Raw genomic sequence first — 22,372 nt, forward strand, 5'->3', positions numbered from 1 at the left:
AAATGCGTATATTTTTCATTTTTTTAACAAAATATTTATTTTATGAGCTTCATCTACTGTAGCTAACATAATGGATTCGACTTCTGCACTCTTCTCTAGAAATTCTCTCGCCCAATCTTCTGTTTTTCCTACTAAAGCAAGAACATCTTGCTGAATCCTCCCATCCTTTACTAGCACAAAAGAAACTGGAGATCTTCTTCCTGCCACTTTAAGATCACGCCGAGAAACTGCTTCGTATTCTGGATACTGAAATATAGAAACAACACCGCTTGCTTCCCATAATGCTAATTTAACCGTTTGAATATCGCTCACATTTCGCATGCGAAGTTCTGAAAATAAATATTCCACCGTAATTCTCGCTTTTTTTAAATTGCTAAAATCAATGGAACCATTATGTATAAGAATAATAGGTGCTGGCTCTAAAAAGCGTCTCCATCTATCCCATTTCAACATTAAAACAGAGCTTATTATGTGAAGTACAACGAGTATGAACGTTGTGATCATCGAACCGAGTAATCCGACCTTTTCGTCAGATAGCGCATTAGAAATATTCCCGCCAAGCAATAACACTAATACAACATCTAAAAAGCGAAGTTGTGCGATAGATCTTTGCCCCATCGCTTTCGCAACTAATATTAAAAATATGTACGCTATAATAGCCCGAGCAACCCATTCACTATTAGAAAGATGCCGTGCCCCTTCAAAAATATGCATATGCATCACTTTGCACTCCTTACCCGTCTCAAACTGCTATTCTGTTTTAGTTTGCAACGTTTAAGAGCATATATGTAAAAAAGCTGATTCGTTTAAAAACGAACCAGCTTTTTTTACTTAACTGAAAACATATATTTTTTATACGTTTTCCGTACCGATAATATGAGTCCCATCATAATCATATTCGAGAATAAGGAACTTCCCCCATATGATAAGAAAGGTAATGCGATACCTTTTACAGGCATTAATCCAACGATCATACCGATATTTTGGAATATTTGAACCGTTAGTATTCCTATTGATCCAGCACATAATAATGTACCAAATAAATTATCAGCAGAATAACCGATAATAATTGTTCGATATAGTAGCAATAGGAACAAGAACACGACTAACGCCGCTACTATAAATCCACCTTCTTCGGCAATTGTAGCGAAAATAAAGTCAGTATGCTTCTCCGGGATATAGACATTCCCTTCGCCAAATCCCTTTCCTTCCATACCTCCACTACCTACAGCTAAAATCGATTGCTGTGTTTGATAGCCTTGATCTGCATTTTCAAATGGATTTAACCAACCTACAATACGCGACTGTTGGTGAGGTTTTAGTAAAGTAACTAAATTATTAAAGAAGAAATCCTCATACCTTACGTAAATAAATATTAACGCGGATAATATGGTCACCGGAATAACTGTACATAACGCTATCAATTTCTTCTGAATACCTGACATAAATAAAATACATGCAATGGCAGCAGCATATAAGAACACCATACCTGTATCCGGTTGGCTATATACAACAGCCGTAGGAGGAATAGCTACTAACATTACCTTCCCTATTAATATTAGGTCTGTTTTAAATGTTCGAACCACATACTGTGCATTATGCTTTACTGCTAAATTTGCTACTAACATAACCAGTGCAATTTTGAAAAACTCCGACGGTTGAATAGATCCAATTACCGGAAACCTAAACCATCTTTTCGCCCCAAGTATCTCAGGTGTAAAGCTTGAAACTGGTAATATCTTCAACAAAATAATCGAAGCAAATGTAGCAATATACAATGGCCAAGATAGTTTTTGTAGCTGATCTGAATCAACACTTGCAACAAGAAGTAACATTACAATCCCAATTATGTAGTTAACACCTTGCTTCAGAGCAAAATTCTCAGCCCCATATTGTCCAGTTTGCTGACTGCTATATATAGCCGTTATACTTGTAACACATAGTGCAAACAAAATTAAAATTAATTTTACATCTAAACTCTTAAAAAACTCGGTACTTCTTTTCATGACATCCTCCTGAAACATTGTTACAGCAAAATAAAAAACCAGGAGTCAACATTCTTCATGTTTTGACGACTGATTACACATTATCTATAAAACACTTATATAGAATAACTCTCTTTTTCATACAATACAATATATTATACTACAGTTTCATCAGTAAGATTTGCCAAAAAAATTATTCTTTTCTTATTTTATATCTATATACCATATATCAGCAATGTATTTTCGTAAATTCCTAATACATAATCGTTCATTGTAAGATTACTGGGAAAAGTTTTGTACATATAGTAGGATGCAGATGAAGAAATAAGATAATAAAAAGCTCGCATAAGCGAGCTTTTTATTAATATACAGATGTATTATTTTCTGACATGTTTTCTAAAATTTCTTTTACACGTCCTAAGAATTTACCACAAATTAAACCATCAAGTACACGGTGATCAAGTGATAAACATAAGTTAACCATGTCACGAGCACCAAACATACCATTATCCATAATTACTGGGCGTTTTACAATTGATTCAACTTGTAAAATAGCCGCTTGTGGGTAATTAATAATCCCCATAGATTGAACGGAACCAAATGATCCTGTGTTATTAATTGTAAATGTTCCGCCTTGCATTTCGTCCGCTTTTAACGACTTCGTGCGTACTTTTCCTGCAAGTTCTGTAATTTCACGAGCGATGCCTTTAATCGTCTTCTCGTCCGCTTGTTTAATTACTGGTACAAATAACTCTTCTTCTGTTGCAACAGCGATAGAAAGGTTAATATCTTTCTTCTGAACAATTTTATCGCCAGCCCACATTGAATTGATTTGAGGATATTCTTTTAACGCTTGTGCTACTGCTTTTACGAAGAAAGCAAAGAACGTTAAGTTAAAGCCTTCACGCTTTTTGAAATCGCCTTTAATTGTATTACGGTATGACACAAGGTTTGTCACATCTACTTCAATCATCATCCAAGCGTGTGGCGCCTCATGTTTACTACGTAACATATTCGCTGCAATTGCTTTACGCACACCTGTTACTGGAATTTCGATATCTCCAGGCATTGTCGGAACAGAAACTGGTTTCGCAGCTTCTACTTTTTGTGCTACCGGCGCTGCTTTTGGTGCTTCTGGACGCGCTTCTACTACCACTGCTACAGCTTCCTCTTTTTTCGCACCAGCTTGCGGAATATTTCCAGATTCCACTAGCTTTAAAATATCTTTACGAGTAATACGTCCATTTGATCCTGTACCTTCTACTAGATCTAAATCAACATTATGCTCGCCCGCAAGTTTTAATACCGCTGGTGAAAAACGTGGTTTTCCATCAGTTGGTTGTTTCGCTTTCGGTGCTTTTTCAGGCGTAGTTACTTCTGCCTTTGGTTCTTCTTTCGTTTTTTCCTCAACAGCTGTTGCAGCTACTTCATCTGCGCCTTCTACTTGAATGACACAAACAACTTCACCTACAGCTAACGTATCACCTTCACCAGCTATTAACTCTTTCACAATACCCGTGAAAGAAGATGGTACTTCGGCATTTACTTTATCAGTCATTACTTCTGCAAGCGGATCATACTTATTTACGTGATCGCCAACATTAACGAGCCATTTACTAATTGTGCCCTCTGTAACGCTCTCCCCGAGCTGAGGCATTGTAATATTTTCTACAGCCATGTATAGTCCCCCCGATTAAAATTCCGCAAGTTCACGCATTGCTTTTTCAACTTTATCTGGATTTACCATAAAGAATTTTTCCATTGTTGGTGCATATGGCATTGCTGGAACATCTGGACCTGCAAGACGTGCAATTGGTGCATCTAAATCAAACAGGCAATTTTCAGCAATAATTGCTGCCACTTCACTTATAATACTTCCTTCTTTATTGTCTTCTGTTACAAGAAGAACTTTACCCGTTTTAGAAGCTGCTTCAATGATCGCTTCTTTATCTAACGGATATACAGTACGTAAATCAAGAATGTGTGCAGAGATGCCATCTTGTGCTAACTTTTCAGCTGCTTGAAGAGCAAAGTGAACACATAATCCGTATGTGATAACGGTAATATCATCACCTTCGCGTTTTACATCTGCTTTTCCGATTGGTAATACGTAGTCATCTTCTGGCACTTCACCTTTAATTAAGCGGTATGCACGTTTATGTTCAAAGAATAATACTGGATCTTCATCACGAATTGCAGCTTTTAGTAAACCTTTTGCATCATATGGTGTAGAAGGAATAACAATTTTTAAACCTGGTTGGTTTGCAAACATCGCTTCTACAGATTGTGAATGATACAATGCACCGTGAACACCCCCACCAAATGGCGCACGTATTGTAACTGGACAAGTCCAATCGTTGTTAGAACGATAACGAATTTTTGCTGCCTCAGAAACAATTTGGTTTACTGCTGGCATGATGAAATCAGCAAACTGCATTTCAGCGATTGGGCGCATACCATACATTGCCGCACCAATTGCTACCCCAGCAATTGCAGATTCTGCAAGCGGTGCATCAAGTGCACGATCTTCACCAAATTGATCATATAAACCGTGTGTCGCTTTAAACACGCCACCTTTTTTACCAACATCTTCTCCTAAAACGAATACTTTCTCATCGCGTTCCATTTCTTCGCGCATTGCTAATGTAATAGCATCAATATAAGACATTACAGCCATGAAACGTTCCCCCCTATTCTGCGTATACGTGCTTCAATGCATCTTCAGGTGCTGCATACGGAGCATTTTCTGCATATTCTGTTGCTTCATTTACGATATGCATAATTTCGTCTAACATTTGTTTTTCAAATTCCTCAGTTAACACGCCAGCTTCTTTTAAATAAGCTGCAAATGTTATAATTGAATCTTTTTTCTTTGCTTCTTCTACTTCTTCTTTATCACGATAAACACGATCGTCGTCGTCACTAGAATGTGCTGTTAAACGATATGATACTGTTTCAATTAAAGTTGGGCCTTCACCACGTCGGCCGCGGTCTGCTGCTTCTTTTACAGCTTTATATACTGCAAGCGGATCGTTTCCGTCTATTGTATATCCAGGCATACCGTAACCAATTGCACGATCTGATACGTTTTTACATGCTAATTGTTTTTCAACGGGAATAGAGATTGCATATTTGTTATTTTCACACATGAAAATAACAGGTAGTTTGTGTACACCAGCAAAGTTTGCCCCTTCATGGAAGTCACCTTGGTTTGAAGAACCTTCTCCAAATGTAACGAACGTTACTAAATCTTTCTTCTCCATTTTTCCAGCTAGTGCAATACCAACTGCGTGTGGTACTTGTGTTGTTACTGGAGATGAACCTGTAACAATACGATTTTTCTTTTGACCGAAGTGACCAGGCATTTGACGACCACCAGAGTTTGGATCTCCAGCTTTCGCGAAAGCTGACAACATAAGCTCTTTAGCTGTCATACCAAACGCTAGTACAACACCCATATCACGGTAGTATGGTAATGCATAATCTTTCTCTCTATCAAGAGCGAACGCTGCTCCAACTTGTGCAGCCTCTTGTCCTTGACAAGAAATTACGAATGGAATTTTACCTGCACGGTTTAATAACCACATACGTTCGTCGATTTTACGTGCAAGTAACATCGTACGGAACATTTCTAATACTTGCTCATCACTTAAGCCAAGCTCTTCATGGCGCTTTTCTTTTACTTCTGCCATTTTTCATAACCTCCTAAATCCACATTTTTATGCGTGTAACGCTTTTCCATCTACAGCTAGTGCTGCTTCACCAATCGCCTCAGATAATGATGGATGCGGATGAATTGTATGTGCTACTTCCCAAGGTGTTGCATCAAGTACTCTTGCAAGACCAGCTTCAGAAATCATATCTGTTACATGTGGTCCAATCATATGAACACCAAGAATGTCATTTGTTTCTTCATCAACTACAAGTTTTACAAATCCATCTGATTCTCCGTATACAAGTGCTTTTCCGATTGCGCGGAATGAGAACTTACCTACTTTTAACTTATAGCCTTTTTCTTTCGCTTCTTGTTCTGTTAAACCAACAGAAGCAACTTCTGGACTGCTATATACGCATTTTGATACCATAGAGTAATCAATTGGTGTAACTTCTTTCCCTGCAATATGTTCTACTGCAACAATTCCTTCATGAGAAGCAACGTGAGCAAGTTGTAAGCCACCGATTACATCTCCAATTGCGTAAATATGAGATTCTTTCGTTTGATAAAACTCATTTGTTTGAATGTATCCTTTTTCCACAACGATATCCGTATTCTCTAAACCAATATTTTGCGTATTGGCTTGTCTTCCTACAGATACAAGCATTTTTTCTGCTTTAAATTCTTTATTCTCACCGTTATGTTCAGCTTGAATTGTTACTCCATTATCTTTTACCAATGTTTCTGGTAATACTTTTGCACCAGTCACCACTTTAATACCTTTTTTCTTGAACAGACGTTGCATTTCTTTTGAAACATCCTGATCTTCTAGTGGTAAAATAGTTTTCGCATACTCTAACACTGTAACTTCTACACCGAAGTCAGCAAGCATCGATGCCCACTCAATACCGATTACACCGCCACCAACGATAATAATCGAGCTAGGAAGCGTTTCCATTTTCAGGGCATGATCTGAAGACATTACGTACTCTCCGTCTAATTCTAAACCTGGTAATGAATTTGGACGAGAACCTGTTGCAACAAGTACATTTTTTGGAATTAACATTTCATTCTCTTCTCCACTTGCAAGTTCAACTGAAATTGTCCCTGGCATCGGAGAGAAAATAGATGGGCCAAGAATACGGCCAATACCTTCAAACACATCAATTTTACCTTGTTTCATTAAATGTTGAACGCCTTTATGGAGCTGCGTTACAATCTTCTCTTTACGCTCTTGTACTTTTGCAAAGTTCAGTTCTACATTACTTGCAATAACTCCGAACTCTTCACTTTTTTTAGCAGTTGCGTATACTTCTGCACTACGTAAAAGAGCTTTACTAGGAATACATCCTTTGTGCAAACAAGTACCACCAAGATTTTCTTTTTCAACAAGTGCTGTTTTTAATCCTAGTTGTGATGCGCGAATAGCAGCAACATATCCACCTGTACCGCCGCCAACGATGACTAAATCATATTCTCTTGCCATTATCTCAACCCCTAGCTACTGTTTGTTTTTCTCTTACAACATACTCTTTCGGCGCTTCTTCTTCACGTAATACACGAAGTGCTCCTTCTGCTAACGCTTGTAACTCATCTTCTCCTGGATGCACAATAACATCTGCAATCCAGTCAACACGTTCTTTTATTTCATCGACAAGAATTTTACTGTATGCAAGTCCACCAGTTAATACGATTGCATCGATTTTCCCGTGAAGTACAGCACTCGCTCCGCCAATCTCTTTTGCAACTTGATATGCCATTGCTTTATAAATAAGTGTTGCTTCAGGATCACCTTTTTCAACCATTTGTTCTACTTTAATTGCATCGTTTGTACCGATTAGACTTACAAGTCCACCTTGTCCGACAAGTTTTTTAACCATTTCGTCTCGGTAATACTCACCAGAGAAACACATTTCAACTAATTGTCCTACTGGTACTGTACCAGCACGCTCTGGACTAAATGGTCCTTCTCCGTTTAAGCCGTTATTAACATCGATAACTTTCCCTTTTTTATGGGCACCAACTGTAATACCGCCACCCATATGTGTAACTAATAAATTTAAATCTTCGTATTTGTGATTTAATTGTTCAGCCACTTTACGAGCAACCGCTTTTTGGTTTAATGCATGGAAAATACTTTTACGTTCCATACCAGCAATACCGCTTATACGAGCAATTGGCTCCATTTCATCTACAACGACAGGATCCACAATGAATGCAGGAATATTTAATCCAGAAGCAATTTCATAAGCTAGAATGCCTCCAAGGTTTGAAGCGTGATGACCGCTGAACCCATTTTTTAAATCTTCTAACATTGCATCGTTTACTGTGTACGTACCGCCTTCGATTGGACGAAGTAATCCACCACGCCCACAAACAGCGTTTAATTTTGAAATGTTAATACCATGCGAATGTAAAACTTCTAAAATCGTTTCTTTTCGAAATTCATATTGATCGATAATTCGCTTATATTTTCCAATCTGTTCTTCATCATGACGAATTGTTTCTTCTAAAACGGGTCTTTCATTATCAAAAACACCAATTTTTGTGGATGTACTACCCGGATTAATAACAAGAATTCGATTTAAGGACAATGTTGCTACCTCCACTAATAAATTCAAAAGGAAGTGGAAACCTCATAAGAGGTAACCACACCTTTTGTAAAAGTTGTATATGAATGATTAGCGACGGCTAATAATGTCGTGACCGTTGCGTAAGTATGTGCTACGAGTGTTTTTCAAGCTTGCAATGCGCTCTTCAGCTAGACGATCTGCTGCTACATAAGTTGCTATGCCATCGCGTTTTGAAATTTCGATTACTTTTGCAATTGTGTCATAAATAGACTCAACACGTTTTAAGGCACGTTCTCTATTGTATCCATATAACTCGTCTGCTACGTTAATTACACCACCTGCATTAATAACATAGTCTGGTGCGTATACAATACCCATTTCATGAATGATGTCGCCGTGACGATCTTCTTTTAATTGGTTATTTGCAGAACCTGCGATTACTTTTGCTTTAAGTTGTGGAATAGTTTCATCATTAACTGTTGCGCCTAATGCACATGGTGCGTAAATATCACATTCAACACCGTAAATTTCATTTGGCTCAACCGCTGTTGCACCGAATTCTTCTACTGCACGTTGTACAGCTTCTTTATTAATATCTGTAACGATTAATTTTGCTCCTTCAGCGTGTAAATGTTTGCATAGGTGATATGCTACGTTACCAACACCTTGAACAGAAATTACTTTTCCTTCTAGACTATCTGTACCGAACGCTTCTTTTGCAGCTGCTTTCATACCACGGTAAACACCGTATGCAGTTACTGGAGATGGGTTACCAGAAGAACCGAATGAAGGTGAAATACCTGTTACAAAGTCAGTTTCTTCGTGGATAATATCCATATCATCTACTGTTGTACCAACATCTTCAGCTGTAATGTAACGTCCGTTTAGTCCTTGAATGTAGCGTCCTAATGCACGGAACATCGCTTCGCTTTTATCTTTACGTGGATCACCGATAATTACTGTTTTTGCACCACCTAAGTTTAAACCAGCTGCTGCATTTTTGTATGTCATCCCTTTTGCAAGACGCAATGCATCTTCAATCGCCGCTTCTTCAGAATCATATGTCCACATTCTTGTTCCACCAAGAGCTGGTCCAAGTGTTGTATCATGGATTGCAATGATTGCTTTTAAACCAGATTCTTTATCTTGACAAAATACCACTTGCTCATAATCATATTTTTCTAAGTATTCGAAGATTTCTAATGTCATTGTCGTTTCCCCCTAATTGTTTTACCCTATTTGGTTTATTTTGAAGCAGTCGCAACTGCCAATGCTAATGAATATACTTTTGTTTCTGCTGAATCAGCACGTGATGTTAAAACAATCGGTGCTTTAGCGCCTGCAATCATCGCCCCTACCTTTGCATTTGCAAAATAGACGAGTGATTTATATAGCACATTTCCAGCTTCAATCGTTGGGACGAGTAAAATGTCTGCCTTACCTGCTACATCACTTACTATGCCTTTATGTTCTGCTGCAATTTGTGATACTGCATTATCTAAAGCAAGTGGTCCATCAACGACACAATTTTTAATTTGTCCGCGGCGATTCATTTGAGTTAACATCGCTGCATCAATTGTCGCTTGCATCGCAGGATTAACAACCTCTACCGCTGCAATTGGCGCTACCTTCGGCAAATCTATTCCTATTGCCCGGGCAACTTCTACAGTATTTTGTATAATAGCAGCTTTTTGTGTTACATCAGGTGCAATGTTCATCGCTGCATCTGTAACAAAAATAAGATGATCGTAATTTGGAACTTCAAACGCTGCAACGTGTGAAAGTACGCTGCCCTTACGAAGTCCCCACTCTTTATTTAATACGGCTTTCAAAATATTTGCAGTTGGGATGTTCCCCTTCATAAGCACATCTGCTTCGCCATTTCTTACAGCTTTAACAGAAAGTTCTGCAGCCTCAGCACTTGACGTTGCTGCAATCACTTCAATATGTTCTGAAGTTTGTAATCCGTGCTCTTGTAGCATCCCCATTATTTTTTCTTGATTTCCATATAGACGAAATTGAGCTAGCTGTAGTTGAATTGCCTTCGCTACAGCTTCAATTACTTCATGATCTTCAGCTACTGCTACAGCCACAGTTTTTTTAGGCTGTCCTGCCGCTTGATCAATTAAATGTTCTAACTTCATATTTTGTAATCAACCCTTTCCGTCGTCCCTCGTCTATTCATTAAGCAAATACCGTGCCAACTTTTAAAAGTGGTCTTACCAATAATGAAAACGCATTCAAAATGCTGTAAAATCAATACTTTGGAAAACAACGAAATATTCTGTCTTGTTTTGTCGCTTTTTGTATACCATGCAATAAATTGCACGGTACGCAATTTATTGCATGCTATTTTTTGCACAGTCGTGCTTTTCTAGCTTGTAATATAAGTTTCGAACTGAAATCCCTAACGCTTTTGCAGTTTTCGTTTTGTTCCCCTCAAATTTCTCCAAATATTCACGTATAATATTCCCCTCAAATTCTGTCACTAAGTGTTCAAGGGCCTTCTCCTCTAATTCAGGTAATAAATTATTTTGTTTCGTCTCCACTTGTTCTTCTTTATGTAATAGGGGTAAATGATGTACATCAATGTATATCTCGTTATAATTCATAAAAATAATTGCTCGCCCTAGAATATTTTCAAGTTCCCTAACATTTCCTGGCCATTCATATGATTGTAAATACGAAACAGCTGAATCGGTGAGCCCTTCTACATTCCGGCCATAATCTTGGTTAATTTTTTGAATTAACCTTTCTGCAATCGCTGGTATATCTCCTTTGCGCTGACGAAGAGAAGGGATTTGAATCGGAATTTTATTTAAGCGGTAATATAAATCTTCTCGGAACTTTCCTTCTAAAATTGCTTTTTCTAAATTCACATGCGTCGCTGCAATTACTCGAACATTAATAGGTATCGCTTTCGTTCCACCTACTTTCACAATCTCTTTTTCCTGCAGTACTCGAAGGAGCTTTGCTTGCGTATTTGCAGATAATTCTCCAATTTCATCTAAAAAAATACTTCCATTGTTCGCTTCTTCAAAGAACCCTCGTTTCCCGCCTCTTTTCGCTCCCGAGAACGCACCTTCCTCATAACCGAATAATTCACTTTCTAATAACGTCTCGGAAATAGCAGCACAGTTTACTCTGACGAACTTATTGTATTTTCGATTACTACCATTATGAATAGCGTGTGCAAACAACTCTTTCCCTGTCCCTGATTCCCCTCTAAGTAGTACCGTTGCTGGTGTATTCGCTCCAAGTTTTGCTTGTTCAATAGCTGCTGTTGTTTCATCTGACTTCCCGACTATATCATCAAATGAATATTTCGCTTCTAATGTTCGGATGATTTGTCTTGCTCTATTTAATTCATTTGTTAATTTTTGAATTTCTGATACGTCACGAATTACCCCGACGCTACCTTTCAATATTCCATCTACAATAACTGGTGCTACGTTTACAATTACGTCGCGCTTCTTTTGCCCAATCTTCATATGTATTCCTCGTACCGCTCGGCGTGTCCGAAGTACTTTCATATGCATACTTTCACCTTCTACAATATCAGTTGTAGCTGGCTGCCCGAGAATATCTTCTTCCGTCAAACCTGTTAGCTTCGTATATGCAGGGTTTATAACTAACCCCCTTCCTTTCTCATCGACAACCGAAATCGCTTCTTCAGATGAGTTAATGATCGCCTCGAGTAGCGTTTGAATTTCTTTTAAGTCTGTAACTTCTTCCGCTAAATCTACAACTTCTGTAATATCTTTAAAAATCGCAAATGCCCCTTGAACCTCTCCGCCTTCTTTTAATATTGGTATACGCGTTGTAATGATCTTCTTGTCATTTTCTAACGTCAGTTCATGGTTCACTTCTATTTGTTTCGTACGTATAATACGGAGCAACTTACTCGTTGGAATAACTTCTAAAATATATTTCCCTACCGCTTCTTCTTTTTTATATCCGATAATACGCTCTGCGCTTTTATTAAACAGACGGACTTTTCCCTCTCGATCAATAACAATCATACCGTCATGTGTAGAATTTAAAATTAATTCTCCTTGTTGCGTTTGTTCCTCTAACTGCCCAATCAAACCTTCCTTCTCATGCGCTAATCTCGTAACAATTTTCGCAATATCCCCTGGTATAAGAAGAGTATCTTTATGCTTTTTCATTAATAAATCTTTATGTAAATCATCGTCACCTGTCATATCAAACATTACATCAATATGCATAGAAAGAAACGACGTTACGCTCTCTCCAATTGTAACCCCGTATTCCTTAGCCATTTGTAATCCTTTTGCAATCGGATTTATATCAATAATCCCTATAATTTGAAATATATTCGAACTTTGTAACAGATTCAGCAGTGTACTGCCACCTTCACCTGCACCAACAATTAAAACTTTTTGTTTCATATATTACACTTCCTCTCGAAGTATCTCTGCAAAATTTTTCACATTCTTATCTTACTCGTTCAGCAACCTCTTGACAAACCCCCATTCCATATAACATCATTAAAATACACAAAATAATCTGAAAAGGAGCGTTATTTATGCAGCGTTACCTCGCTCTATTATTAGCACTCATCCCCATTTCATTAGCCGTGCTTGGTATTAAACTAATGAGAGATACTGTATTTGGGATTTTGTTCTCCCCAATCCCTATATTGTGGTTACAATTTTTAATCGGCGCTCTTTGCTTTGCACTCGGGTTTTATATCTTCGGCGGCTTCGTCTTACACAGGGATCGTAAGAGAAATAAAGTACAAGCACGCTTCAGAAGATAAAACAAAGTTTTCACATATCATAAATAAAAAATGAGACCATTATATTAGGTCTCATTTTTTTATCGGTAATAAAGTTCTTGCTGTTTCAGGATAATCAGTAATAATCGCCGATATATTCATATCAAAATATTTACGCATAAGCGTTTCTTCATTTATCGTGTAAGGACGAACCTCCACACCACTTTCCATCGTTAATTCAGCGATAGCATCTTGAAGATAACGATAATTCGGATGTACTGCAGTAGCACCCATCTTTTTTGCATATGCCCACGGGCTATGCAAACCTTCACGATACAAAATAGCTGTTTGAATATCAGGAGCCATCATATGACACCGCTTCATACTGTAGTGATTAAAAGAAGAAAACACAATCCGATCCTCTAGACTAAACTTACGTACAAGTGTTATAACCTCTTCTTCTAAACCTCTGTATGGGATTTTATTATTTTTCAGTTCAATATTGAGTAGCAATTTCGTTTTTGCGAGCCATTCTAACACCTCTTCTAGAAGAGGTATTTTGCAAAAACCTACTTTGTCACCGAATTTATAACTCGCATCCAACTTGCATAAATCCTCATATAAATAATTTCGAACCGCACCTTTTCCATTTGTTGTCCGATCCACCGTTTCATCATGAATGACGACAACTTTTCGATCTTTCGTGAATTGAACATCGAGTTCAATTCCATCTGCTCCAAAAGCCTCCGCCGCTTCAAATGAAATCATTGTATTTTCCGGATACGTTCCCGCTGCACCACGATGTGCAAATATAAGAGTCATCCTCACTCCCCCAATCTTATGCTATACTATACGAAAAAGGAGGTACTTCTATGAGACCATTACAAATTTCTCCAGACACTGCAGTCCGCCTATCAAAAGCGTTAGGTGTTCCACTTGAACAACTTATGCATATGCCACAGCATATTTTAATCCAAAAGTTAGTTGAATTAGAAAAACAAAATAAAAACGAAGAATAATATAGTCCTGTTTTGCAGGGCTTTTTATTATCATCTATTATATCATGGATAACTTACCCACTAAAATTATGAATGCATGGAACAACAAAATAAAAAGCCTCTATAGAGAAGCTTTTTTCTACAAATTGCAAATTTTAAGTTCCACCAACATATTGAAGGTCTCCAGATTTATGTAATTCACCTGTTACTCCATCTCCAAAATTATTTAAAGAAAAAGTTTGCTCTTCTAGCGAATCCTTTTCGATTTAAAATTCGAAATCAGACAAAAAACACCGCCCTCTCGATAGTTTTAGTAACTACCAAAAGAACGGTGTTTATCACTCAAATGACCGTGTTATTTATCGGTCAAAGATATTTATTGCTCAACGTTCTCTAACGTTAAAGTCGCGTCAGATACTGTTATATCAACATTTAAGAAGCCTTATGTTCAAGTCTTAGCTTATCCGCAACCATTGCGATAAACTCGGAATTCGTAGGTTTTGCTTTTGACATCGATACAGTATAACCAAATAAGGACGAAATAGAATCAATATTCCCACGGCTCCAAGCCACTTCAATTGCGTGACGGATTGCGCGCTCGACACGACTTGCTGTTGTATTATATTTCTTTGCGATATCTGGATATAATACTTTCGTAATAGATCCTAGTAATTCGATATCATTGTACACCATAGAGATTGCTTCTCGTAAGTACATGTACCCTTTAATATGAGCGGGTACACCAATTTCATGAATGATACTTGTAATACTCGCATCTAAGTTTTTCGGTTTTCCATCGATCGTTGTTGCTGATCGGAAAGATGGTAATGGACGTTTAATGGTAGCATTTGCTTTACCACTCACTTGACGAATATGACTCGTTAAATTCTCCATATCAAATGGTTTTAATATGAAATATGATGCACCTAAATCAACCGCTTTTTTCGTCACATCTTCTTGTCCAAACGCTGTCAACATAATAACGCTAGGTTGTCTTAACCTTTCAATATGTCGCATTTTCTCTAGCACAGCTAGACCATCTAAATGTGGCATAATAATGTCTAAAACGAGTACATCAGGCTGCTTGTCTGTCAATAAGTTTAAACATTCTTGACCATTGTAAGCAGTTCCGATTACTTCCATATCATCCTGAGCAGCAACATAGCTCTCTAGCATTGATACCAATTCTTTATTATCATCCACAAGACATACTTTAATTTTCTCCACAGTTTTTCCTCCCTTACCGAATCGATTCTTCCGACATGTGTAAGCTTCTAGGCTACATGAATTGTTCGACAATTGTGTGAAAATTCCCTTTTAAAGTTTCTTACTTTCCGATAAAAACACAAAAAAATATATTTATCGCCCATTTACTTTCTTTCGCAACACATTCCATCATAGAATTACAACGAAACGTTCAACCCTTTTCTTATATTTTACAACAAAAAACAGCTCTTGCGGAGCTTTTACAAAATTTCAACGAATTTTTCAATAGAAAAGCGAGCTAATATGCATTAGCTCGCTTTTTTCTCTTGATCATAAATATTAATTCCAGCCTCATGTAACATCCATTCAATATGAACACCGTATCCTGACGTTGGATCATTTACAAATACATGTGTAACAGCACCAATTACTTTCCCATTTTGTACAATCGGACTTCCACTCATCCCTTGTACAATACCACCCGTTTTTGCTAGTAAACGTTTGTCTGTCACTTTTATAACCATACCTTTTGTAGCTGGGAACTTTTGCGGTACCGTACTAACAACTTCAATATCAAACGCCTCAACTTTATCTTGATCAATAACTGTTAATATTTTCGCTGGTCCTTCTTTTACTTGATGGGATAATGCGATAGGCATTGCTTTATCCATTATGCCGTTTGTCATATTTGTATTTAATTTCCCGAAAATACCATACGGGCTATTTACTGTAATATTACCAATCACTTCACGATCCGGTGAAAATCTTGCTAATTTTTCTCCTGGATTCCCGTGACTCCCTCTTTCAATAGAGGTTACGGTCGAGCGCATAATTTGTCCATCTTCTACTTGAATTGGTTTTTTTGTATCATTATCAGAAATGACATGACCAAGTGCCCCGTATTTCATGGAATCCGGATGAACAAATGTCATTGTTCCAATTCCAGCTGCCGAGTCACGAATATATAAACCAATACGATAAGACGATTCCCCGCTGTCTTTTTGTGGTGTTAACTTAGTGCGAATGTATTTTCCATCTCTTAGCAAAACAAGATTAAGCGGTTCACCTGTTTCTCCACTATTATGAATAAATGGTGCTACATCACTCATTCTTTCAATTGTTTTCCCATTAATTGCAGTAATCATATCCCCAATCTGTACACCAGCTGTTTCACCAGGAGATACTTTACCCTTTTCAGTTTGAATTAAATGATGGCCTACAACAAGTACACCTTTTGTGTTCAATTTCACACCAATCGATTGTCCACCGGGGATAACTTTAAAATCTTTCAATACTTTTACATTTACTTTTTTCACTGGAAAACCAGCGAGTTGAAACACCATATCAGCTTCACCATTTTGGTGAGAATTCACCATAAGCTCTTGTTCATTTGAACTTACTGTAAATACATTACGATTTGTAGATGAAGCCTTAAAAACTGGTAATGATGCTATTTCTGATTGTTGTCCTTCAAAAACAACAAGTTGTTTCGGGGATGAAATAAACGTTCGAAGCGGTTTAAAACATCCAATAAAAACTAAAGAAACAAGGAGACAAAGACCTATTATTTTTCGAAATCTTTCTAATTTCAATTTGTTCACTCTCCTCGCTCCTACCCCACATTCAGCCTCTTGGCTTCACTTTTTAATCTCTCCTTGCAGTGCTTTATTTATAACCGGAAGAATTAAGAAATCATCATTTGAGAAAAAAGCTATCCATTACTGGATAGCCTCTGCTGTCTGTTTGAAATGATGTGCTTGCGTAAGTAACTCTTTCGCATGTTCTGTCGTTAAATCTGTAATTTCTACACCAGAAATCATCCGAGCAATTTCTGTTACTTTTTCATCCGTACTTAGCACCGTAACAGATGTAATCGTCCGATCATTCGCCACTTGTTTTCTAATAAATAAATGCGAGTCCGCCATTGAAGCTACCTGAGGTAAGTGCGTAATACAAAGTACTTGCGAGTTTACCGATACACGATAGATTTTTTCCGCAATAGCCTGTGCAACCCGACCACTCACACCTGTATCCACTTCATCAAAAATAACTGAAGCAACACCTTGATGCTTAGAAAAAATACTTTTTAAAGCCAAAATAATACGAGATAACTCTCCGCCAGAAGCAACCTTTGAAAGCGGCTTTAACGGTTCACCAGGGTTCGTTGAAATATAAAACTCCACGTGATCATAGCCATCCGCCGTAAGTTTCACCGGTGTTCCTTCTACAAGAGGTTCTTCTGCATTTCCTTCCCTCTTCATTATTCTCACTTCAAATTTCGTTTTTTCCATATATAATTCTTTTAATTCTTGATGAATAGCGTTTGTAAGATGGTCTGCCAGTTCATGACGCATATCACTTAACAACGTTGCTTCTTTTAAAATAACACTTTCTAATTCCTTTAGCTGCTTTCTCGTCGTTTCAATATGTACGTCTTTATTTTCAATTGTAAAAATTTCTTGTTCAATTTTATCAGCATACGCTAAAATCTCTTCTACAGTATTTCCATACTTTCTCTTTAACATACGGATTTCATTCAACCTTGTTTCAATTTCATCTAAACGTTTCGGATCATATTCCATCATATCTAACTTTTCTCTAAGCTGATATGCAACTTCTTCTAATAAGTAATAGCTATTTGCAATTGAATCATGGTTTTCTTGATACGCCTCATCTAAATGCGTAATACTCTCCATTTGGCTCATTGCATTCCTTACATGATCTAACCCTTGGCTGTCCCCACTCAACGAACGATACGCATCCCCTAACGCTTTATAAATCTTTTCAAAATTGGATATTTTCAATCGTTCCTCAGTCAATTCATATTCTTCATCCATTTTTAAATCTGCCTTACGAATTTCTTCATGTTGGAATTGAATTAAATCTAGACGATGAGCCATTTGTTGTTCATTTTCACTTAAAGATTTCAACTGTTTTTTTAATTTTTCATAGTCTCCGTATACGTTCTGATATATGTCTAATTGCTTAACAATACGATCTCCATCAAAATGATCTAGCATAAACATATGACGCTCTTCATTCATTAAATCTTGCGTTTCATGCTGTCCATGTATATCAACAAGCGTTTTTCCAATCTCTTTTAATATACTAAGTGTAACAAGCTTCCCATTTACACGGCATACACTTTTTCCGTTCGCAGCGATATCACGTTTCAAAATAATCATGCCGTCTTCTATTTCTATATCTAATTCTTCTGCCTTTGCAATACACGGATGCTTATCATCTTCTACATAAAATAAACCCTCTATTTCAGCCTTTTCTGTTCCATATCGAACAAACTCCGCTGAACCACGGCCGCCAACAAGCAAACTAATCGCATCAATAATAATCGATTTTCCGGCTCCTGTTTCACCACTTAAAACGGTTAAACCTTTTTGAAAAGAAATATTTAATGCCTCAATAATAGCAAAGTTTCTGATCGATAATTCCGATAACAATGCCCCATTCACCTCGTTATAAACTAATCCCCTACTAAGGGCTTTTTTTAAGTACTCTTCATTCAAATAGTTATACTGTATGTTTATATGTATAAATTACTCATCTAACCCGCTCCATTGTACCAAACATTTGTTTTACGGGTCAATCCACCTATTTTCTAACTTTATTTAAAGAAAATATTATATTGCATTTAATAATTCATATTTTAACCAATAAAAATATCTTGTTTACTTTCCACTTTACAGAGGAAAGTAAACAAGATTTTTTTGTTACAGCATATTTAAGAAACGATCAGAGACAACACCTGTATCTTCAGGTGTACGGCAAATAATTAAGCAAGTATCATCACCACAAATGGTTCCGATAATCTCATCCCACTCTAAATGATCAATAAGTGCCCCAAGTGAATGAGCGTTACCAGGCAATGTTTTTAGCACAAGCATATGTCCTGCCGTGTCTAATTTTACAAATGAATCCACTAGATTTCGTTTTAATTTTTGCAACGGGTTAAATCGTTGATCTGCTGGTAAGCTATATTTATAGCGTCCATCATGTAATGGCACCTTAACTAAGTGCAGTTCTTTAATATCGCGCGATACTGTTGCTTGCGTTACATTAAATCCCTCATTACGTAAAATATCAACTAGTTCATCTTGTGTTTCAATTTCTTTGTTCGCAATAATTTCCCTGATTTTAATATGGCGCTGACCTTTATTCATACATTTGCACCTCACACTATCTCTTACCATAGTTTAAACATTGGTATACTTCACTTATTTATGTTAACGTATAATTCGTTTCTTGTACACAATTGTTTTTACAATCATTATACAATTACAACAAAAAGAGGAACAACATATGTTATTCCCCTTTCCCTTTTTGTTTTAGAACGTCATGTGCTTCTGTAACAACTTGCTCAATAGAAACCGGCGAATGGTTTTCGCCATTCTCACGCTCTCCATGCCATTTTAGATGGATTAAAAATTCAATATTACCATCCCCGCCCGTAATTGGCGAGAATGTTAAACCTTCGACATCATAGCCTTCCTTCAGAGCAAAATCGACAATCATTTCCACGACAGCTTCATGTACTTTTCTATCACGAACAATGCCTTTTTTCCCAACTTGTTCTCGTCCAGCTTCAAACTGCGGTTTAATTAATGCAGCTACGTCACCATTTAACATAAGCATTGTTTTTAAAACCGGCAATATTAGCTTTAATGATATAAATGAAACATCGATACTTGCAAACTGAGGTAAACCGCGCTCTAAGTCTGCCGGTGTCACGTAACGGAAGTTCGTTCGTTCCATCACAACAACACGCTCATCTTGACGCAATTTCCACGCAAGTTGATTATAGCCTACATCTAATGCATAAGATAACTTCGCTCCATTTTGAAGCGCACAATCTGTAAAGCCACCAGTTGATGAACCAATATCTATCATAACTTTATCTTGTAAATCAAGTTGAAATGTCTCTAATGCCTTTTCAAGTTTATAACCACCACGGCTTACATATGGCATAACTTGCCCTTTCACCGTAATCTCTGTATCTTGTGAGATTTTCTCTCCTGGCTTATCGAGTCTCATTTCATTCGCATATACGAGCCCTGCCATAACAGCACGTTTAGCCTTCTCGCGCGTTTCTATAAGTCCTCGCTCTACTAATAGTACATCTACTCTTTCTTTTTTTACGCTCATTTGTTACGCCCTTTTTTGTTTTGATGGAATCATTGTATGAATACGGTCTACAACAGCATCTGTCGTTAAACCAATTTCTTCTAATAATTTTGTTACACTACCATGCTCTATGAAACGGTCTGGAATACCCATTCTTTCAATTAATGCACTGTGGTATCCATTTTCAGATGCAAATTCAACTACTCCTGTTCCAAAACCTCCGATTAAACACGCTTCTTCAATCGTTAAAATCGGTATATTTTTCCCTAAAAGCTCATGTAAATATGCTTCATCCATTGGTTTAATAAAGCGAGCATTCACTACTTTGACTGAAACTCCAGCCTTTTCAAGACGCTCAGCTGCTTCCATTGCCATCGGGATTGTCGTACCAAACGTTAAAATTGCTGCTTGTGTGCCTTCTTTTAACGTTTCCCATGAACCAATTGGAATCGCCTTTAATTCTTCATCCATATGAACGCCAAGTCCATTACCGCGCGCATAACGCAAAGCAATCGGTCCATCTTCATATTGCATCGCCGTATAAACTAAATGTTGACCTTCATTTTCATCTTTCGGCATCATAAGCACCATATTCGGCAAGTGACGTAAAAACGCGATGTCAAATACCCCTTGATGCGTTTCACCGTCTGCTCCTACTAATCCAGAGCGATCTATTCCAATGAAAACATTTAAATTTTGACGACAAATATCATGAACAACTTGGTCATATGCTCTTTGTAAAAATGTTGAATAAATTGCTAAGAATGGCTTCATCCCTTGTGTTGCCATACCAGCCGCCATTGTTGTAGCATGCTGTTCCGCAATACCTACATCAATCATGCGATCCGGAAATTCTTTTTGGAATTTCTCAAGTTTCGATCCAACAGGCATTGCAGGCGTAATTGCAACGATACGTTCATCCGTTCTTGCTAGATTAAGTACAGTATCACTAACAACAGCACTCCATGCTGGTGCAACTTCCTTCGGTTTAACGAAGTCACCTGACTCGATTTTATACGGTCCTGTTCCATGCCAAGTTCCAATAACGTCACTCTCAGCTGGTTTATAACCTTTTCCTTTTTTCGTAATTACATGAACAAGTACTGGGCCTTTTGTTTTCTTTGCATATTGCAACGTTTCGAATAACTTTTCATAATCATGCCCATCGACCGGACCTAAATATGTAAAGCCTAATTCTTCAAAAAAGACGCCTGATACTAGTAAATATTTTAGACTATCCTTTATTTTCTCTGCTGTCGCAGCAACTTTCCCGCCAACTGCTGGGATTTTCTTCAATATATACTCTAATTCATCTTTTACCCAATGGTACTTCCCTGCGGTACGTAAACGACCAAGTACATTATGAAGCGCACCGACGTTTGGTGCAATTGACATTTCATTGTCATTCAAAATAACAATCATGTCCGTTTTTTCATGACCAATATGGTTTAATGCCTCTAAAGCCATTCCGCCTGTTAATGCACCATCGCCAATGATTGGTATAACGTATTCTTCCGTTTTCTTTAAATCACGCGCTAGAGCCATTCCCATTGCAGCAGATAATGACGTCGAACTATGACCAGTTTCCCAAACATCATGCTCACTCTCGCAGCGTTTTGGGAAACCACATAGACCTTGGTATTGCCTTAATGTGCCGAATTCTTTCGCACGCCCTGTTAAAATTTTATGTACATAGGATTGATGTCCTACATCCCATAAAAACTTATCTTTCGGACTATCAAATAATTTATGCAGAGCAATTGTGAGTTCTACTACACCTAAATTAGGTGCAATATGTCCACCTGTTTGAGAGAGCTCTTCAATTAAAAATTTACGAATATCCTCACTCAATCCCTCTAGTTCGCTAATAGACATATCTTTCAAAAAACTAGGGTTTTGAATTTGCGTTAGATCCACACGGATCACTCACTTTCATTTCATAATCTGTCAACATGTCAAATATTATAAGAAATATTTACACAACACAAGAAATTCTCTTTCTATTCTTTTTATCTTGTCCTGCTTTCAGAAAACACTTCCATTTTTTTCACTTATCATATTATACATCATATTTC

Annotated in this window: 19 protein-coding genes; 2 read left to right on the forward strand and 17 right to left on the reverse strand. The window is 37.4% G+C overall.

The genetic code is table 11. The features are described 5' to 3' along the window. Positions 1–15: 15 nt before the first annotated feature. The 10 genes from ACP6L7_RS17660 to ACP6L7_RS17705 form a co-directional block, all read right to left on the reverse strand. Complete coding sequence (locus ACP6L7_RS17660; RefSeq protein ID WP_097830746.1) at positions 16–720, reverse strand: DUF421 domain-containing protein; 705 nt, start codon at positions 718–720, stop codon at positions 16–18. Positions 721–827: 107 nt separating this feature from the next. Continuing rightward, positions 828–2,006 (reverse strand): FtsW/RodA/SpoVE family cell cycle protein, encoded by a 1,179-nt coding sequence (locus ACP6L7_RS17665; protein ID WP_097830745.1) that lies wholly within the window; start codon positions 2,004–2,006, stop codon positions 828–830. Between the two features lie 340 nt (positions 2,007–2,346). Next, positions 2,347–3,663 (reverse strand): dihydrolipoamide acetyltransferase family protein, encoded by a 1,317-nt coding sequence (locus ACP6L7_RS17670; protein ID WP_430529348.1) that lies wholly within the window; start codon positions 3,661–3,663, stop codon positions 2,347–2,349. A gap of 15 nt (positions 3,664–3,678) precedes the next feature. Next, positions 3,679–4,662 carry a 3-methyl-2-oxobutanoate dehydrogenase subunit beta gene (gene bfmBAB, locus ACP6L7_RS17675; protein ID WP_000290070.1) on the reverse strand — a complete coding sequence of 328 codons (984 nt, stop codon included), beginning with the start codon at positions 4,660–4,662 and terminating at the stop codon, positions 3,679–3,681. A 13-nt stretch (positions 4,663–4,675) separates the two neighbouring features. Beyond that, complete coding sequence (gene bfmBAA / locus ACP6L7_RS17680) at positions 4,676–5,677, reverse strand: 3-methyl-2-oxobutanoate dehydrogenase subunit alpha (RefSeq protein WP_000852549.1); 1,002 nt, start codon at positions 5,675–5,677, stop codon at positions 4,676–4,678. Between the two features lie 27 nt (positions 5,678–5,704). Next, entirely contained in the window at positions 5,705–7,126 is a 1,422-nt protein-coding gene (lpdA, locus tag ACP6L7_RS17685; RefSeq protein WP_000090438.1) for a dihydrolipoyl dehydrogenase, read from the reverse strand. A 4-nt stretch (positions 7,127–7,130) separates the two neighbouring features. Continuing rightward, positions 7,131–8,234: a butyrate kinase gene (gene buk, locus ACP6L7_RS17690; protein WP_097830743.1), complete on the reverse strand. Its 1,104-nt coding sequence runs from the start codon at positions 8,232–8,234 to the stop codon at positions 7,131–7,133. Positions 8,235–8,321: 87 nt separating this feature from the next. After that, positions 8,322–9,422 (reverse strand): leucine dehydrogenase, encoded by a 1,101-nt coding sequence (locus ACP6L7_RS17695; protein WP_097830742.1) that lies wholly within the window; start codon positions 9,420–9,422, stop codon positions 8,322–8,324. Between the two features lie 35 nt (positions 9,423–9,457). Beyond that, complete coding sequence (gene yqiS / locus ACP6L7_RS17700) at positions 9,458–10,357, reverse strand: phosphate butyryltransferase (RefSeq protein WP_097830741.1); 900 nt, start codon at positions 10,355–10,357, stop codon at positions 9,458–9,460. Positions 10,358–10,552: 195 nt separating this feature from the next. Beyond that, positions 10,553–12,625, reverse strand: a complete 2,073-nt coding sequence (locus ACP6L7_RS17705) for a sigma-54 interaction domain-containing protein (protein WP_097830739.1) — start codon at positions 12,623–12,625, stop codon at positions 10,553–10,555. Positions 12,626–12,762: 137 nt separating this feature from the next. On the opposite strand from ACP6L7_RS17705, the gene ACP6L7_RS17710 reads away from it, so the two are divergent. Continuing rightward, complete coding sequence (locus ACP6L7_RS17710; protein WP_001190193.1) at positions 12,763–12,996, forward strand: DUF2627 domain-containing protein; 234 nt, start codon at positions 12,763–12,765, stop codon at positions 12,994–12,996. A gap of 51 nt (positions 12,997–13,047) precedes the next feature. Here the strand turns inward: ACP6L7_RS17710 and ACP6L7_RS17715 are convergent, their stop codons facing one another. Then, complete coding sequence (locus tag ACP6L7_RS17715) at positions 13,048–13,776, reverse strand: glycerophosphodiester phosphodiesterase (RefSeq protein ID WP_097830738.1); 729 nt, start codon at positions 13,774–13,776, stop codon at positions 13,048–13,050. Positions 13,777–13,826: 50 nt separating this feature from the next. Here ACP6L7_RS17715 and ACP6L7_RS17720 point away from each other — a divergent pair, with 50 nt between their 5' ends. Beyond that, positions 13,827–13,973: a YycC family protein gene (locus ACP6L7_RS17720; protein WP_097830737.1), complete on the forward strand. Its 147-nt coding sequence runs from the start codon at positions 13,827–13,829 to the stop codon at positions 13,971–13,973. A gap of 411 nt (positions 13,974–14,384) precedes the next feature. Here the strand turns inward: ACP6L7_RS17720 and spo0A are convergent, their stop codons facing one another. The 6 genes from spo0A to dxs all read right to left on the reverse strand — a co-directional run bounded on the left by spo0A (position 14,385) and on the right by dxs (position 22,214). After that, positions 14,385–15,179: a sporulation transcription factor Spo0A gene (gene spo0A / locus ACP6L7_RS17725; RefSeq protein WP_000411416.1), complete on the reverse strand. Its 795-nt coding sequence runs from the start codon at positions 15,177–15,179 to the stop codon at positions 14,385–14,387. A 287-nt stretch (positions 15,180–15,466) separates the two neighbouring features. Next, on the reverse strand, positions 15,467–16,759 hold the full coding sequence (spoIVB, locus tag ACP6L7_RS17730) for a SpoIVB peptidase (protein ID WP_098361628.1): 1,293 nt from the start codon (positions 16,757–16,759) through the stop codon (positions 15,467–15,469). A 117-nt stretch (positions 16,760–16,876) separates the two neighbouring features. After that, entirely contained in the window at positions 16,877–18,616 is a 1,740-nt protein-coding gene (gene recN / locus ACP6L7_RS17735; RefSeq protein ID WP_097831045.1) for a DNA repair protein RecN, read from the reverse strand. 270 nt (positions 18,617–18,886) lie between these two features. Further along, complete coding sequence (gene argR, locus ACP6L7_RS17740) at positions 18,887–19,336, reverse strand: arginine repressor ArgR (RefSeq protein ID WP_001032581.1); 450 nt, start codon at positions 19,334–19,336, stop codon at positions 18,887–18,889. Between the two features lie 142 nt (positions 19,337–19,478). Then, positions 19,479–20,318, reverse strand: coding sequence for a TlyA family RNA methyltransferase (locus ACP6L7_RS17745; RefSeq protein ID WP_097830735.1), 840 nt, complete (start codon positions 20,316–20,318; stop codon positions 19,479–19,481). A 3-nt stretch (positions 20,319–20,321) separates the two neighbouring features. Beyond that, complete coding sequence (dxs, locus tag ACP6L7_RS17750; protein ID WP_097830734.1) at positions 20,322–22,214, reverse strand: 1-deoxy-D-xylulose-5-phosphate synthase; 1,893 nt, start codon at positions 22,212–22,214, stop codon at positions 20,322–20,324. Between the last annotated feature and the right edge of the window lie 158 nt (positions 22,215–22,372).

This window comes from Bacillus silvicola (assembly GCF_050524305.1).
Taxonomy (GTDB): domain Bacteria; phylum Bacillota; class Bacilli; order Bacillales; family Bacillaceae_G; genus Bacillus_A; species Bacillus_A cereus_AT.

Bases quoted from the DNA above. Each gene is read 5' to 3' on its own strand.
- ACP6L7_RS17695 (WP_097830742.1), bottom strand. From the start codon at position 9,422: ATGACATTAGAAATCTTCGAATACTTAGAAAAATATGATTATGAGCAA.
- yqiS (WP_097830741.1), bottom strand. From the start codon at position 10,357: ATGAAGTTAGAACATTTAATTGATCAAGCGGCAGGACAGCCTAAAAAA.
- ACP6L7_RS17670 (WP_430529348.1), bottom strand. From the start codon at position 3,663: ATGGCTGTAGAAAATATTACAATGCCTCAGCTCGGGGAGAGCGTTACA.
- ACP6L7_RS17705 (WP_097830739.1), bottom strand. From the start codon at position 12,625: ATGAAACAAAAAGTTTTAATTGTTGGTGCAGGTGAAGGTGGCAGTACA.
- bfmBAB (WP_000290070.1), bottom strand. From the start codon at position 4,662: ATGGCTGTAATGTCTTATATTGATGCTATTACATTAGCAATGCGCGAA.
- bfmBAA (WP_000852549.1), bottom strand. From the start codon at position 5,677: ATGGCAGAAGTAAAAGAAAAGCGCCATGAAGAGCTTGGCTTAAGTGAT.
- ACP6L7_RS17745 (WP_097830735.1), bottom strand. From the start codon at position 20,318: ATGAGCGTAAAAAAAGAAAGAGTAGATGTACTATTAGTAGAGCGAGGA.
- ACP6L7_RS17710 (WP_001190193.1), top strand. From the start codon at position 12,763: ATGCAGCGTTACCTCGCTCTATTATTAGCACTCATCCCCATTTCATTA.
- ACP6L7_RS17665 (WP_097830745.1), bottom strand. From the start codon at position 2,006: ATGAAAAGAAGTACCGAGTTTTTTAAGAGTTTAGATGTAAAATTAATT.
- ACP6L7_RS17715 (WP_097830738.1), bottom strand. From the start codon at position 13,776: ATGACTCTTATATTTGCACATCGTGGTGCAGCGGGAACGTATCCGGAA.
- lpdA (WP_000090438.1), bottom strand. From the start codon at position 7,126: ATGGCAAGAGAATATGATTTAGTCATCGTTGGCGGCGGTACAGGTGGA.
- ACP6L7_RS17660 (WP_097830746.1), bottom strand. From the start codon at position 720: ATGCATATGCATATTTTTGAAGGGGCACGGCATCTTTCTAATAGTGAA.
- ACP6L7_RS17720 (WP_097830737.1), top strand. From the start codon at position 13,827: ATGAGACCATTACAAATTTCTCCAGACACTGCAGTCCGCCTATCAAAA.
- argR (WP_001032581.1), bottom strand. From the start codon at position 19,336: ATGAATAAAGGTCAGCGCCATATTAAAATCAGGGAAATTATTGCGAAC.